General features: G+C 69.9%; 13 protein-coding genes. 8 read left to right on the top strand and 5 right to left on the bottom strand.

From position 1 onward, the window contains the following. Window positions 1–20: 20 nt before the first annotated feature. From FCH28_RS07620 to FCH28_RS07600, 5 genes are read left to right on the top strand one after another with little or no spacing between them, the layout of a single operon-like run. Window positions 21–1,763, top strand: coding sequence for an ABC transporter substrate-binding protein (locus tag FCH28_RS07620; RefSeq protein WP_136738909.1), 1,743 nt, complete (start codon window positions 21–23; stop codon window positions 1,761–1,763). Window positions 1,764–1,777: 14 nt separating this feature from the next. After that, entirely contained in the window at window positions 1,778–2,722 is a 945-nt protein-coding gene (locus FCH28_RS07615; RefSeq protein ID WP_136738908.1) for an ABC transporter permease, read from the top strand. Continuing rightward, window positions 2,719–3,705: an ABC transporter permease gene (locus FCH28_RS07610; RefSeq protein WP_136738907.1), complete on the top strand. Its 987-nt coding sequence runs from the start codon at window positions 2,719–2,721 to the stop codon at window positions 3,703–3,705. The genes FCH28_RS07615 and FCH28_RS07610 overlap by 4 nt, the downstream gene beginning before the upstream one ends. Further along, window positions 3,705–4,787 (top strand): ABC transporter ATP-binding protein, encoded by a 1,083-nt coding sequence (locus FCH28_RS07605; protein ID WP_136738906.1) that lies wholly within the window; start codon window positions 3,705–3,707, stop codon window positions 4,785–4,787. The genes FCH28_RS07610 and FCH28_RS07605 overlap by 1 nt, the downstream gene beginning before the upstream one ends. Then, window positions 4,784–5,758 (top strand): ABC transporter ATP-binding protein, encoded by a 975-nt coding sequence (locus FCH28_RS07600; RefSeq protein WP_136738905.1) that lies wholly within the window; start codon window positions 4,784–4,786, stop codon window positions 5,756–5,758. The genes FCH28_RS07605 and FCH28_RS07600 overlap by 4 nt, the downstream gene beginning before the upstream one ends. Window positions 5,759–5,931: 173 nt before the next feature. On the opposite strand, the gene FCH28_RS07595 is transcribed toward FCH28_RS07600, so the two are convergent. Continuing rightward, window positions 5,932–7,401, bottom strand: a complete 1,470-nt coding sequence (locus FCH28_RS07595) for a hypothetical protein (protein ID WP_136738904.1) — start codon at window positions 7,399–7,401, stop codon at window positions 5,932–5,934. A gap of 458 nt (window positions 7,402–7,859) precedes the next feature. Between FCH28_RS07595 and FCH28_RS07590 the strand changes: the two genes are divergently transcribed. Further along, window positions 7,860–9,266, top strand: a complete 1,407-nt coding sequence (locus FCH28_RS07590; protein WP_136738903.1) for an amidase — start codon at window positions 7,860–7,862, stop codon at window positions 9,264–9,266. Between the two features lie 145 nt (window positions 9,267–9,411). Further along, window positions 9,412–10,320, top strand: a complete 909-nt coding sequence (locus FCH28_RS07585; RefSeq protein ID WP_136738902.1) for a hypothetical protein — start codon at window positions 9,412–9,414, stop codon at window positions 10,318–10,320. A gap of 136 nt (window positions 10,321–10,456) precedes the next feature. Here FCH28_RS07585 and FCH28_RS07580 read toward each other — a convergent pair whose 3' ends face one another. Continuing rightward, window positions 10,457–10,840 carry a hypothetical protein gene (locus FCH28_RS07580; RefSeq protein ID WP_136738901.1) on the bottom strand — a complete coding sequence of 128 codons (384 nt, stop codon included), beginning with the start codon at window positions 10,838–10,840 and terminating at the stop codon, window positions 10,457–10,459. A gap of 359 nt (window positions 10,841–11,199) precedes the next feature. On the opposite strand from FCH28_RS07580, the gene FCH28_RS07575 reads away from it, so the two are divergent. Beyond that, window positions 11,200–12,321: a protein kinase family protein gene (locus tag FCH28_RS07575; RefSeq protein ID WP_136739173.1), complete on the top strand. Its 1,122-nt coding sequence runs from the start codon at window positions 11,200–11,202 to the stop codon at window positions 12,319–12,321. Window position 12,322: 1 nt separating this feature from the next. Here the strand turns inward: FCH28_RS07575 and FCH28_RS07570 are convergent, their stop codons facing one another. Genes FCH28_RS07570 through FCH28_RS07560 form a run of 3 tightly spaced genes read right to left on the bottom strand, consistent with a single transcriptional unit; the run spans window position 12,323 to window position 13,684 of the window. Then, window positions 12,323–12,742, bottom strand: coding sequence for a GNAT family N-acetyltransferase (locus tag FCH28_RS07570; RefSeq protein WP_136738900.1), 420 nt, complete (start codon window positions 12,740–12,742; stop codon window positions 12,323–12,325). After that, window positions 12,714–12,896, bottom strand: coding sequence for a hypothetical protein (locus FCH28_RS07565; protein ID WP_136738899.1), 183 nt, complete (start codon window positions 12,894–12,896; stop codon window positions 12,714–12,716). Before FCH28_RS07565 ends, FCH28_RS07570 begins: the two co-directional genes overlap by 29 nt. 47 nt (window positions 12,897–12,943) lie before the next feature. Beyond that, the gene (locus FCH28_RS07560) at window positions 12,944–13,684 is read right to left on the bottom strand and encodes a helix-turn-helix transcriptional regulator (protein WP_136738898.1); all 741 of its coding nucleotides are present in this window, start codon (window positions 13,682–13,684) and stop codon (window positions 12,944–12,946) included. Window positions 13,685–13,760: the final 76 nt, after the last annotated feature.

Below are 13,760 nucleotides of genomic sequence, written 5' to 3'. Positions count from 1 at the left end.
GCTTCCCGGAGTGACCCCACATGGAAAAGCGCACCTGTACCGCTCTGGCCACCGCCCTGGTGGCGGCCCTGACCCTCGGCGCGACCGGCTGCTCCGGCGGACCCCAGGACGGCACCCGCGGCCGCAAGAACCTCGCCACCGCCAACAACGGCCGGACGATCGGCGGCACACCGGAGAGGGGCGGCACCCTCACCGTGCTGTCCAACCAGGACTTCACCCACCTCGACCCGGCCCGCAACTGGGTGATGAACGACATGGACTTCGGGACCCGGCTGCTCTACCGCACCCTCGTGTCCTACAAGGCGGCTCCGGGGACCGCCGGCGGCGAGCTGGTCCCCGACCTCGCGACCGACCTCGGCACGCCCTCGCACGGCACCAGGACCTGGACCTTCCACCTCAAGCCGGGGATCACGTACGAGGACGGGACGCCGATCACCGCCCAGGACATCAAGTACAACGTGGAACGGTCCTTCTCCCCCGACCTGCCCGGCGGCTCCGACTACGCGGCCCGCTACCTCAAGGACGCCAAGGGCTACCAGGGCCCGGCCAAGGGCGAGCACCTGGACTCCATCAAGACACCGGACGACCGGACCATCGTCTTCGAACTGCGCAAACCCTTCGCCGAGTTCCCCAACGCGACGGTCATGCCCACCTTCGCCCCCGTACCGAAGGCGAAGGACAAAGGGCCCCAGTACGACAACCGGCCCTTCTCCTCGGGCCCGTACAAGATCGAGACGTACCAGCGCAACAAGAAGCTGGTCCTGGTCCGCAACTCCCACTGGGACCCCAAGACGGACCCCATACGCAAGGCGTACCCGGACAAGCTGGTCATGGTGATGGGGCTCAAGCCCAACCAGATCGACGACCGGATGATCGCCAGCCAGGGCGCGGACGCCTCCGCCGTCCCGTGGTACGCGCTGCGGCCGGAGAGCGCGGCGAAGGTGCTGCCCCGCGCCGACGTACGCAAGCGGCTGCTCGCCGAGTCGACCAACTGCACCGACATGGTGCAGATGCACACCGGGCGGGCCCCCTTCGACAACGTGAAGGTGCGTCAGGCCGTGCAGTACGCCCTCGACAAGGAGGTCGTGATCACCTCCTCCGGCGGCCCCGCCTTCAACGACGTCTCGACCGCCTACATGCCCGCGACCCTCTTCGACGGCAAGCAGCCCGACACCCTCAAGATCCCCACCACCGGCGACACGGACAAGGCCAAGAAGTTGCTGAAGGAGGCCGGCAAGGCGGACGGCTTCACCACCAAGATGACGGTCTCCAACGGTGACAAGGGGAGGGCCGAGGCGATCCAGCAGTCGCTCGCCAAGGCGGGAATCAAGGTCGTCATCGAGACGGTCGACCCGTCCGCGTTCTACGCCGCCATCGGCGACACCACCACCCGCACCGACATGGTCTACACCGGCTGGTGCCCGGACTATCCGTCCGGCTCCACCTTCCTGCCCTTCGTCTTCGACGGCCGCTACATCAAGGAGAAGGGCAACTCCGGCAACCACTCGCTCTTCCGCGACGAGGCGACCATGAAGCGGATGGACGAGATCGCCGCCATGACCGACGCCGAGAAGGCCGGGGCGGCCTGGCGTGAGCTGGACGGCGAGATCCTCGCCAAGGCCCCCACCGTTCCCGTACTGGTCCGGCGCTGGCCGCTGGTGGTGGGGACCAACATCGCGGGCGCGTACGGGCAGACCTCCTTCGGCGGCCAGCTCGACTACGCCACCGTCGGCCTCAAGGACCCGGCCAAGAGCGAAGGCTGAGGAGCTCCCCCACCATGGCAACCACCTCCATGTCCGCACCCGCCGCCACGACCACTCCGGCGGGCAGCGGGCCCTGGCAGCTCGCCCGCCGGGAGCTGCGGCGCCGCCCCGCCGTGCAGATCTCCCTCGTCGTGATCGCACTCTTCGTGATCACGGCGGTGGCCGCCCCGCTGCTCAGCAAGCTGGGCGGCTGGTCCCCCGAGGAGTTCGACAAGAACGCCGTCGACCCCTATCTCGGCGGGCAGCCGATCGGCCCGCTCGGCGGCATCTCCGCCGACCACTGGCTCGGCGTCGAACCCGTCACCGGCCGCGACCTGTTCGCCCGAGTCGTCCACGGCTCCCAGGTCTCCCTGCTCATCGCCTTCGCCGCCACCGCGATCGTCGTGCTCACCGGCACGGCGGCCGGGATCGCGGCCGGCTACTTCGGGGAGCGCACCGACACGGTGCTCTCCCGGCTGATGGACCTGACGATGTCCTTCCCCTCCCTCATCTTCATGATCGCGATGATGTCGGTGGCCCGGGACGTCAACCGGATCGCGCTGATGATCGCCGTGATCGGGCTCTTCGGCTGGCCCGGTATCGCCCGTGTGGTGCGCGGTCAGACACTCTCGCTCAAGCACCGCGAGTATGTGGACGCTTCCCGCGTCGGCGGTTCGGGTGCCTGGCGGATCCTCACCCGCGACATCCTCCCGGGCGCCGCGGGTCCGGTCATCGCGTACACCACCCTGATCATCCCCGGGATGATCGCCACCGAGGCGGCCCTGAGTTATCTGGGGGTCGGCGTCCGGCCGCCCACGCCCTCCTGGGGCCAGATGATCGCCGAGAGCGTCGCCTTCTACGACACCGACCCCATGTACTTCGTCATCCCCAGCATCTGTCTCTTCCTCACCGTGCTCGCCTTCACCCTCCTCGGTGACGCACTGCGGGACGTGCTCGACCCGAGGGGAAGCCGCATATGACCGTCTACATAGGCCGACGGCTGCTCGGAGTGATCGGCGTGCTGATCGCCATCGCCGCCGTCACCTTCACCATCTTCTACGTACTGCCGTCCGACCCGGCCGCCGCGGCCTGCGGCAAGTCGTGCAGCACCGAGCGGCTGACGGCGATCCGCGCGCACATGGGCCTGGACCAGCCGCTGTGGCGGCAGTTCGCGGACTTCACCACCGGCATCTTCACCGGCCGCACCATGGGCAGCGGCCAGTACGAGCTGCACTGCGACTTCCCGTGCCTGGGCTACTCGTACGAGAACAGCGAGGCCGTCTGGGGTCTGCTCATGGACCGGCTGCCGGTCTCCGCCTCGCTCGCGCTGGGCGCCGCGGTGCTCTGGCTGGTCCTCGGCCTGACCGCGGGCGTCACCGCCGCGCTGCGCAAGGACACCCTCACCGACCGCACCCTGATGGTCGGCGCGGTCGCCGCCGCCTCCCTGCCGGTCTACTTCACCTCGGTGATGCTCATCTACGGGCTGATCCGGGTGGCCGGCCTCCTCCCCTACCCGAAGTACGTGGAGTTCACCTCCGACCCTCTCGCCTGGGCCTCGAACCTGCTGCTGCCCTGGCTGGCGCTGGCCATCCTGTACGCGGCCATGTACGCACGTCAGAGCCGCAGTTCGATGATCGAGACGATGGCGGAGCCCTACATCCGCACCGCCCGCGCCAAGGGTCTGCCGCGGCGGACGGTCGTGGTCAAACACGGGCTGCGGGCCGGGATGACGCCCATCCTCACCATCTTCGGGATGGACCTGGGCGGCCTGCTCGCGGGCGCCGTCATCACCGAGTCCATCTTCGGGATCCCCGGCATCGGACGGCTCTTCTACGGCGCGCTGTCCACCGGTGACCAGCCGGTCATCCTCGGCGTCACCCTGCTCGCCGCCACCTTCATCGTCGTCGCCAACCTGGCCGTCGACCTGCTGTACGCCGTCGTCGATCCCCGAGTGAGGTACTGATGGGCGCCCCCGAACCCGTGCTCTCGGTACGGGACCTGACGGTCACCTTTCCCACCCCGCACGGTCCGGTGCGGGCCGTGGACGGCCTCGGCTTCGACGTGCGGCGGGGCGAGACCCTCGGCATCGTCGGCGAGTCCGGCTCCGGCAAGTCCGTCACCTCCCTGGCGGTGATGGGGCTGCACACCGGCGCCTCGGTCAGCGGATCCATCTCCCTGGGCGGCCGGGAGCTGACCGGTCTCCCGGAGCGCGAGCTGAACCGGCTGCGCGGGCGGAAGATGGCGATGATCTTCCAGGACCCGCTCTCCAGCCTCCATCCGTACTACACCGTGGGCGAACAGATCGCCGAGCACCACCGCGTGCACTTCGGCAGCGGCAGAAAGGCCGCCCGTGAGCGGGCCGTGGAAGCGCTGGCCGAGGTCGGCATCCCCGACCCGCGACGCCGGGCGCGCGAGTACCCGCATCAGTTCTCCGGCGGCATGCGCCAGCGCGTGATGATCGCCATGGCCCTGGTCTGCGAACCCGATCTGCTCCTCGCGGACGAGCCGACCACCGCCCTGGACGTCACCGTCCAGGCCCAGATCCTGGAGCTCATCGCGCGGGTCCAGGAGGAGCGGGGACTGGCCGTCATCATGATCACGCACGATCTGGGCGTGGTCGCCCGCGTCGCCCACGAGGTCCTGGTGATGTACGGGGGCAGAGCCGTCGAACGGGCCGACGTGGACACCCTGTTCGCGGTCCCGGCCCACCCCTACACCCGCGGCCTGCTCGACTCCCTGCCCCGCCTCGACGACAGTGACGACGAACCGCTGCGGGCGATCCCCGGCAGCCCGCCGTCCCTGCTCGCCCCGGCCCCCGGCTGCGCGTTCGCGCCCCGCTGCCCCCGGCTCGCCGACGCCCCCGCCCAGGAGCGCGCACGCTGCGAGACCGAACTTCCGCTCCTCGACGGCCCGGCCGGGCTCCCCCAAGTTCTCGACTCCTCCCCCAAGCTCTCAGCTTCGTTCGAGCAGGGGGGACCCCCATGCACAGGGGGGACCCCCATGGTCGCCTGTCACTTCCCCGCATACGAAGGCGTGGCTCCATGACGTTCACCGAACCCCTGTTGTCCGTAGTGGACTTGACGATGACATTCCCCGGACGTCGGCGATCCGCGCCGGTCCGGGCCGTCGACGGCGTCACCTTCCATGTGGCGGCCGGCGAGACACTGGGCCTGGTCGGCGAGTCCGGCTGCGGCAAGTCCACCACCGGACGCATGATCGTCCGGCTCCTGGAACCCACCGCCGGTTCGGTCACCTACGACGGACGCGACATCAGCCATCTCTCGCAACGTGAACTCAAACCGCTCCGCCAGGACCTGCAGATGGTCTTCCAGGACCCGCACTCCTCGCTCAACCCCCGCCAGACGGTGGCCCGGATCATCTCCGATCCGCTGCTGGTGCAGGGCGGTTCGGCGGCCGACGCCCGCAAACGGGTCGCCGAGCTGATGGAGTTGGTGGGGCTCATCCCCGAGCACATCGACCGCTATCCGCACGAGTTCTCCGGCGGGCAGGCCCAGCGCATCGGCATCGCCCGCGCGCTGGCCACCGGCCCCCGCCTGGTCGTCGCCGACGAGCCGGTGTCCGCCCTCGACGTCTCCGTCCAGGCCCAGATCGTCAACCTGATGGACCGGCTCCAGCGCGAACTCGGTCTGGCCTACCTCTTCATCGCCCACGACCTGTCGGTCGTCAAGCGGGTGTGCGACCGGGTCGCCGTGATGTACCTGGGCCGGATCGTCGAGATCGGCCCGAAGGAAAGGGTGTACGCCGCCCCGGCCCACCCGTACACCCGCGCGCTGCTGTCGGCGGTACCCCTGCCCGACCCGGCGGCCGAACGGGCCCGCGAGCGGATCACGCTGCACGGGGACCTGCCCAGCCCGGCCGCTCCCCCGCCCGGCTGCGCCTTCCATCCGCGCTGCCCCAAGGCCCAGGAGGTCTGCCGCACCGGGACACCCGCACTGCGGCGCATGGAACCGGGCGCGGCGCGGCAGGTGGCGTGCCACTTCCCCGAAGCGGCCTGAAGCGCCCCGGGGCATGGTTGTGCCCCGGGCATGGTTGTGCCCCGGACATGGTTGTGCCCCGGACATGGTTGTGCCCCGGCTCCTCTTGGAGGGGCCGGGGCACCATCACCTTCGGGACACCAGGGGCTCGGGGACGGCGGCGACGCTCCTCCGCCGCCGTCCGCCGCTGCCGGTCAGCGTCCGCGCTTGCCGGACGAGGCCGATCCGCCGCCCTCCGCGAGCTTCCACTCCCGGTGGAGGGCGCCCAGCGGGATGCGTTTCTCGAAGACCGGTGTGCCGAAGATCTTCAGATGGAACAGCAGCGCACCGGACAGATCGACCCCGCCGGCGACCAGCCAGTGGCCCACCGCCGAACCGCTGCCGTCGCCGGCTCCGGTGGCGCTGCCCTCGGCCTCGCCACGCAGATACGGCGTCAGTTCGGCGGTCACTCCGGTGACGCCGTACAGCCCGAGGGTCGCCTCGGCGCCGAGCGCGGCCTTGACCTTGCCCGCCGCCGCGACGGTGGCCTTGACCGGGGACGCCTTGATGTCGGACTCGCTGATGGCCTGCCAGCCCTTGGCCCGGCTGTAGCTGCCGCCGACCCGGAAGTCGCCCTTGAGGTCCTCCTTGACCTCGACGCTGACCCGGCCGTCGGCATCCACCTGGGCGTAGCAGGTGAGGTCGAGGTTGACCACGACCGGGACCGGCCCGACCTGGATGACCGGGTCGGCGTGCAGTTTGGCGAAGGGCAGCCGCAGCGGCTTGCCGTCCGGGGTGTGTGCGGCGGCCTGGCCCTTCAGCTGCCACTGCGAGGACCAGTCGCCGGACAGCCCCAGGTAGGCGCCCCCTGGCGAACCGGCGCCGTCGGCACCGTTGTAGGAGAACTCGACCTCGGGCGCCAGCTGGACGAAGCCCGAGAGCGACGCGGCCGCGGAAGCCGGGGCATCCGGGGCCGTGGCGATCGCGGCACCGACGTCCAACCGCAGGTTGCCCAGCGGAACGCTGGTACCGCGCGGCCCCGAGTGCACGCCGCCGTTCTTCGACCAGGACACCTTGACGCCCTTGACCAGCGGCTCGACCTGCACGGACGCGGGGTCGACGGGCACCTTGCCGGCAGCCTTGCGGCTGCCGAGGAGGGCACTGAGGGTGGTCGGGGCCGTCTGGACCTCGGTGTTGTGCTCGGTCGTGCCCAGCACGTCGGTGACCTTGGCGAGGACACCGTCGGGGGCCCCGGGCGCGGGCCCGCTCGCGACGACGTCGCCGACCGCGAGGGGGCCTTGGTCGTCCGCTCCGCCGCCGGCCCCGGGGGTCCGGCTGGGCCGGCCCGAGGGGGTGGCCTTCTCCGAACGGGCGGGGGCGGAGACGACGGCCCGGCCGCTGCGCCGGTCGAACGAGGTGATCTTCAGCGAGGACTTCTGAGCGCGGCGCCCGCCAACCGCGGCCTGGGAGACGGCGGTCGGGGTGGCCGACGCGGCCGGCGCCCTGCCGACCGTGAGCTGCCCGGCCGCGGACGAGTCGGGGACGTCCTGGGCGGAGGTCGTGGACCGCGCGGCGGGCTTTTCGCCGTCGGACGGCTCGGATGTTCCGGTCGCCGAGCAGCCGACGGCGAGCAGCGCCAGGGCGGTGAGCGTCGGCAGTAAGGCTGTTCTGGATATGTGGGGCACGTTGGCTGATCCTCGGGGGCGTGAGGTGGGGACGGACCGCAAGGCACCACGGGCAAGGTGATGTTGAGTCCGCGTCACACGTCATCGGGACAAAGAGGGAACAAACAAAGGGGACGAACAAGAACGCACAAGAGGTCGGCCGTTTCCCGGCGGTTGGCTCGAGAGCGGTCGACTGCGTGATCATGCCATGCCGCCGGGGGCTGCGCCTACATGACGGTGGTCGGGGGGCCGTCCTGCTCTGCCGCCGCCCCGCGCGCTTCCGCCACCCACCTCTCGACGTGCTCCGCGACCAACTGGCCGCCCTCTACCAGCCCCTGGCACATGCCCACATAGCGATGCGCTTACATCGCTTCCCGGAATGCGATGTGATGCACTTGCATCGGAACTCGCCGAGCCCACGCACAGAAGGGGGCGCAGGGGTCGCACGCCCGCCGAAGGGCCCGGACCCCGACGAAGCCATGGACACTGAACTCTGGAAGTCGACGGCGACTGAACTGGCCGCGGAGGTCACCCGCGGCGAGGTCACCGCGGCCGAGGTGGTGGAGAGCCACCTGGCACGTATCGCTGAGGTGAATCCGGCCGTGAACGCCGTCACCCAACTCATGGCGGACGACGCCCGCATGGCCGCGCGCGAGACCGACCGCCGCCGGGCGGCGGGCGAGCGGCTCGGACCGCTGGCCGGAGTGCCGTTCACCGTCAAGGAGAACATCCACGTGGCCGGCTGGCCGACCACCCACGGCGTGGAGAAGCTCCGCGACCATGTGCCCGAGGCCGACTCCCCGCCGGTGCGTCGGCTGCGCGACGCGGGTGCCATTCCGATCGGCCACGCCAACATGCCCGACCTGGCGCTCTCCTCGGACCCGGCGAGCCAGCTCTACGGCAAGACGTACAACCCCTGGGCCCCGGAGAAGACTCCCGGCGGAACCAGCAGCGGAGACGGCGTCGCCGTGGCGGTCGGCATGGCGGCGCTCGGCCTCGGCAACGACTCCGGCGGGTCCGTCCGGCTGCCCGCGTCCTTCAACGGGGTGGCCGGGTTGAAGCCCAGTTACGGCCGCTTCGCCGCCGACCACCGCGTCAGGGGCCAGGAGCCCACGCTCGCTTCCCAGCTCATCCCGGTCGACGGCCCGCTCGCCCGTACGGTGGCCGATCTCCGGGCCGCCTTCGAGACGCTCGCGGGTACCGACCCGGAGGACCCGCGGGCGGTCCCCGCACCGCTTGCCGGGCCCCAGCTCGCCACACCCGTAAAGGTCGGTGTGGTGATCGACCCGGTCGGTGCCGGCGTCCACCCGGAGATACGCGCCGGAATCGACGAGGCCGCCACCGCGCTGGAAGCGGCGGGATACGTCCTGGAAGAGGTGGAGATTCCCCGCCTGGCAGAGACGCTGGAGGGCTACGGCAAGCTCATCATGACCGAGTTCGGCCTGAACTGGCACCGCACCAGGCAGCTGCTCTCCGAGGAAGGCCGCCGGCACATCGACCTGTTCCTGGAACGTGTCCCGCACACCGAACTCGCCGAGTACGTCCGGCAGACCGCGGTCCGCCTCGGGATCCAGCGCGACTGGTCCCGGCTCCAGGCCGACTACCCGCTGCTCCTCGCGGCGACCAGCACCCAGCCGGTCCCCGTGGCGGTCCGGTTCGACGACACCGAGAGCCATGCCCAGGCGATGCTGCCGCTGGCCCTGTGCACGGCGACCTCCTTCGTCGGCGTGCCCGCGGTGAGCGTGCCCTGCGGATTTGCGGACGGTATGCCGCGGGGTGTTCAGCTCATCGGGCAGATGTACCGCGAGGACCTGTGCCTGGAGGCCGCCGAGGTGATCGAGGACCGGTTCGGCGTCCTTGCACCGATAGATCCTCGCCGCCGATAGACAAACCCGGCAGACGAAAACGGTCCCGCCCCCGGCCTCGGTGCCTGCCCGGTTTCCCGCACCAGCACCCCGGCGCCTGCGGTTTCGTGGGATGAGGAAGGATGTCCAGGCTCCTGCAACCCATGAAGTGAGAGAACCAGCAACCGTGACCCACCAGCCACCGCAGATGCCTCAGCCGGGACAGGGCGCCCCGCAGCCGCCATATCCCGGCGCACCGGTTCCGCCGCAGAACGGGGCGACGCCGCCGTACGGGGCGACGCCGCAGCAGCACGGCCCGACGCCGCCGGTCGGACTGCCGAACTATGGAGGCGGGAGCTTCGCTCCGCAGCCCCCGGCTCCGCCCAAGCGCCGCACCGGACTGATAGTGACCGTCGTCCTGGTTGTCGTCGTGTTGCTCGCCGGGGGCGGCTTTCTGCTGTTCTCGAACCTCGGCGGTGGGGACGACACCGAGGCGCGACAGGGGCAGGAGCAGGGCCAGGAACGGGAACCGGGCCAAGAGAAGGACCAGGGCCAGGGGCAGGACAAGGGCCAGGGGCAGGACGCTCCCAAGGGCGTGAAGCTGACTACCCCCAAGGTGGTGAAGTCGACGCCGGCCGAACTCCGTTACGACGCGAAGGCCACGGCCGAGATGTATCCGCCGGAAAAGCGGGACCCCTCGCTGTACCCGGAGTTCAAGGGCCTGCCCCAGGTCGACTCGGCGTACCACCCCAAGAACAACCCCTCGGTCACCCTGGGCGTCCACACCGCCGCCGGTACGGTGTCCAACCCCGCGCAGCGGGTGCAGGCGGCGTTCGCCCCGAACGACATGGCCGTCGCGCCGAAGGACTTCGATCTCCAGGACCCCGACGCGAAGGGAGCGGTCCTGCGCTGCGGGATCTCCAAGGGCGACGGCTTCTACGTACCGCTGTGCGTCTGGGCCGACAGCACCTCGGTCGGCGACGTGATCGGGGTGGGCGACGCGTCCTCGCGTTCCCTCAAGAAGGTCGACCTGAAGACGCTCGCGCAGCAGACGAGCGACCTGCGCAAGGCGATGCGCAGCGGCTCCGCCGGCTGACACGCACCGCATCCCGAAACGGCGGCGCAGACTTCATGAAGTCTGCGCCGCCGTTCTGTCCACGGCGTCACCGGTTCTGCCTCAACACCGCCCGGACCACCGGGACACCCCCCGGACCGAAGTCACACTCCGCGGATCAGCAGCCGGGTGCCACCTGGTCGATGCGGCTGCCGAACTTGCCGTCGTCCTTGTAGGCATTGGAGTAATCACCGACGATCACACCGCGCTTCTCGGACGGGTCGGTGTCGATGAAACAGCCGGCGGCGTTGGCCTGGAAGGAACCGACGTTGTCGTGCAGCTCGGGCGGCAGGTTCAGGGTGCCGCTGCCCGGCGACCAGCGCCAAGTCGGCGCCCCCGGCATGTCGTTGTCGGCCCAGAAGCAGATCTCGTTCGCTCCGCAGTCGGCTGCGCCATTGGCCTCCGCACCGTCCGCGGCGGCGGCCGAACCGGCGCCGAACAGCGAGCCGGTGAGCATCAACACCGACAGTGTGCCGACGATCCGGGCACGGGTCTTCGTCATCTCGTTCTCCCGTTCTTGGTGATTCAGGTTGGCGAGTACACGGTCTGTTCTGCGTCCGGCCGGACACTCCCCACACGAACGACGAGGCCCGTCTGTATGACACCGCGCCGGACTTTTTTGGGGCGCGGATGTGTGCGGGCGTGACACATCGCCCAGAAAATTTCGTCGTCGATCTTTACGTAGAGTGCGGTCAGGAGGGTGTTCAGGTCTGTCGTCACACACGGATCTTGGGCGCGGCGCCCTCTGCTCGCTCCGGAGGCCGTACCGCAGAGCCGGCGTCGTTGCGCTCGACGGGACTGCGTAGCCATTGCAGAGTCGAGGTCGGAACCAAGGTGGAGGCCGCAGTGAAGTGCCCTGACATGTCGCGCGGTGCGCGTCTGACCGCCCATAGCGCTGTCTCGACATCCCTGGCCTTGTGCAGTGATCGCACCCTGCGCGAGCTTGTGGACGCGGCCGTGCCGATCGGATCCGGCATCGGCGGGAAGTCGGCCCTGCTGGAGGTCGCCGGTACCCCGGTCTTCGTGAAACGGGTGCCCCTCACCGATCCGGAGAGGCAACCTGAGCACGTCCGGTCCACTTCGAATCTGTTCGATCTCCCCGTCTTCTGCCAGTACGGCATCGGCACCATAGGCGGGCCGGGCTTCGGGGCCTGGAGGGAACTCGCCGTGCACGCCATGACGACGAACTGGGTGCTCGCGGCGGAATACGAGAGCTTTCCCCTGATGTACCACTGGCGGGTACTGCCCGACTCGACGCCCCTGCCCGAGGAACTGGCCGACATCGAACGGGCCGTCGCCTACTGGGGCGGCGGATCGCAGGTGCGCAACCGGATCCAGGCTCTCCAGCAGTCCTCGGCGAGCGTCGCACTGTTCCTGGAGTACATCCCGCAGAACCTGCACCAGTGGCTGGGCACCCAGGTCGAAGCAGGAGACCAAACCGCCAACCGAGCCTGTGCCATGGTGGAGGGGGAACTGGCAGCCGGCACCTCCTTCATGAACAGCCGCGGGCTCCTGCACTTCGACGCGCACTTCGAGAACATCCTGACCGACGGCCAGCGCCTCTACTTCGCGGACTACGGCCTCGCCCTATCCTCCGGGTTCGAGCTGTCGCAGGACGAGGCCGACTTCTTCGACCGGCACCAGACCTACGACCGCTGTTACACCGCCACGTATCTGGTGAACTGGCTGGTCACCGCTCTGTACGGGTACCAGAGGGAGGACCGGGAGGGCCGCTACGCGCTGGTGCATGCCTACGCAGAGGGCAAGCGCCCCACAGGAATCCCGGAGGAGGCCGCGGCGATCATCGCCCGGCACTCGCCGATCGCCACAGCGATGTCCGACTTCAACCGCAAGTTCCAGGGTCAGAGCAGGCAGACCCCGTACCCGCTGGAAGAGATCCACCAGCTTGGCGGGATGTACAGCTCCTCCATTACTGACGGAGCCAGGGGCTTGGCTTGGCCTTCGGGAAGTGTCGGAACGTAAATCAGTGGTGCCGGTCGACTGGAGTGTCGCCAAGGCGGACGCTGAGCTGGGTACCCAGCTCCTGGAACCCCAGAGCTGCCGCCACACGCTGCGAGGTGCGGAGCCGTGCTCTCCACTGGGGCAGCAGCCCGGCGTCGAGGGCATGTGCCACTGCTGCGGACGCCACGGCCCGAGCAAGGTGTCGCCCCCGACTGCGCGGGGCAACCAGCACACTCAGGTGGGCTACCGACCGAGGCCAGGACCGGTACCCGGCTGCGGCCACCACCTCGTCGCCCTGGCGGAGCAGGAACGCGGGAGAGGAGATGTCCGCAAGACCGCTCTCGGCGGCCTCCTCCTCCCCGGACAGGACGAGTAGTGCGGACAAGCCACTGCTATCGCCACCGACCGGCAACCTAGAAGAGCGATGCCGGCCCGAGGACATCGAGCACAGGCAGCACCGCACGCAGACGAGCGACGTCGACGAGTTCTTCGTGGGAGAACTCCCCTACCCCTCCCGAGGGACAGAACTCGACAGGTGTGCCCGCCAGTTCCACCCACATCTCCCGGGCGCGCACGAGCAACAGGTCGTCGGACATGGGCGCATGACGTTGATGGCCGGGTGGTTCGTTCGCGACCGACGACATCAGCGGGCGGGCTTGGCGGCAGAGCCTGACGAGGGAGCAGTGGTGCGGCCGAAGTCGGTGGTCAGCCAGTGTTCGATGGACGCGTCAGGGAATGCGTGGGGGCGGTAGGTGCCCGCCACCCGGGAGATGTCCGTGATCCGGTCGAGGCGGAACGTGCGCCAGTCGTCCCGGTCGATGTCGAACGCCACGAGGTACCAGTGGCCGGCGCGTAGGAAGTGGCGGTACGGCTCGACCAGACGGGTTGACGGCCGGCCGTGCTGGTCGGTGTAGCGGAACCGGAGCCTGCCGTCCTCGGCCACCGCGTCGGCGATCACGCCGACGGTTGTTGCCGCGACCATGGCGCCGGGCTGCTGGAGCACCTCGGTGGCGAGGTCGGTGGCGGCCGCGCGGCGGCGCAGCGGGCGCGGCAGTACCTGGTCCAGTTTGAGCAGGGCGCTCGATGCGACCGCCTCGTTGGGGAGCCAGGCACGGATCAGGTGCAGCCCGGCCACCAGTGCGGTGATCTCGTCGGCGGTGAACAGCAGTGGCGGGACCTTGACCCCGGGGCTCAGCCGGTAGGCGCTGCCCGGTCCCGGGCGGGCCTCGACGGTGTACCCGAGGCGGCGTAGCCGCTGGGTGTCGCGTCGTACCGTGCGGGCGCTCGTGCCGAGCCGTTCGGCCAGGTCGGCGGCCGTCCACTCGCCGCCCGATTGCAGCAGGGTCAGCAGGGTCAAGGTCCTGATCGTCGGGTCGAGGTCCATGCCCTCAGCGTCCCAGGAGAGGCGGACAGGTTCAGGCCGCCTTGGCTCCTAACCTGCATTCGGGCCACCACAGCCC

Source organism: Streptomyces piniterrae (assembly GCF_005048155.1).
GTDB lineage: Bacteria > Actinomycetota > Actinomycetes > Streptomycetales > Streptomycetaceae > Streptomyces > Streptomyces piniterrae.
This window is presented reverse-complemented; position numbering and strand designations above follow the sequence as displayed.

What these genes read in the sequence shown, in the direction of transcription:
- FCH28_RS07620 (WP_136738909.1), top strand. Translation starts at nt 21, where the DNA reads ATGGAAAAGCGCACCTGTACCGCTCTGGCCACCGCCCTGGTGGCGGCC.
- FCH28_RS07615 (WP_136738908.1), top strand. Translation starts at nt 1,778, where the DNA reads ATGGCAACCACCTCCATGTCCGCACCCGCCGCCACGACCACTCCGGCG.
- FCH28_RS07610 (WP_136738907.1), top strand. Translation starts at nt 2,719, where the DNA reads ATGACCGTCTACATAGGCCGACGGCTGCTCGGAGTGATCGGCGTGCTG.
- FCH28_RS07605 (WP_136738906.1), top strand. Translation starts at nt 3,705, where the DNA reads ATGGGCGCCCCCGAACCCGTGCTCTCGGTACGGGACCTGACGGTCACC.
- FCH28_RS07600 (WP_136738905.1), top strand. Translation starts at nt 4,784, where the DNA reads ATGACGTTCACCGAACCCCTGTTGTCCGTAGTGGACTTGACGATGACA.
- FCH28_RS07590 (WP_136738903.1), top strand. Translation starts at nt 7,860, where the DNA reads ATGGACACTGAACTCTGGAAGTCGACGGCGACTGAACTGGCCGCGGAG.
- FCH28_RS07580 (WP_136738901.1), bottom strand. Translation starts at nt 10,840, where the DNA reads ATGACGAAGACCCGTGCCCGGATCGTCGGCACACTGTCGGTGTTGATG.
- FCH28_RS07575 (WP_136739173.1), top strand. Translation starts at nt 11,200, where the DNA reads ATGTCGCGCGGTGCGCGTCTGACCGCCCATAGCGCTGTCTCGACATCC.
- FCH28_RS07570 (WP_136738900.1), bottom strand. Translation starts at nt 12,742, where the DNA reads ATGTCCTCGGGCCGGCATCGCTCTTCTAGGTTGCCGGTCGGTGGCGAT.
- FCH28_RS07565 (WP_136738899.1), bottom strand. Translation starts at nt 12,896, where the DNA reads ATGTCCGACGACCTGTTGCTCGTGCGCGCCCGGGAGATGTGGGTGGAA.
- FCH28_RS07560 (WP_136738898.1), bottom strand. Translation starts at nt 13,684, where the DNA reads ATGGACCTCGACCCGACGATCAGGACCTTGACCCTGCTGACCCTGCTG.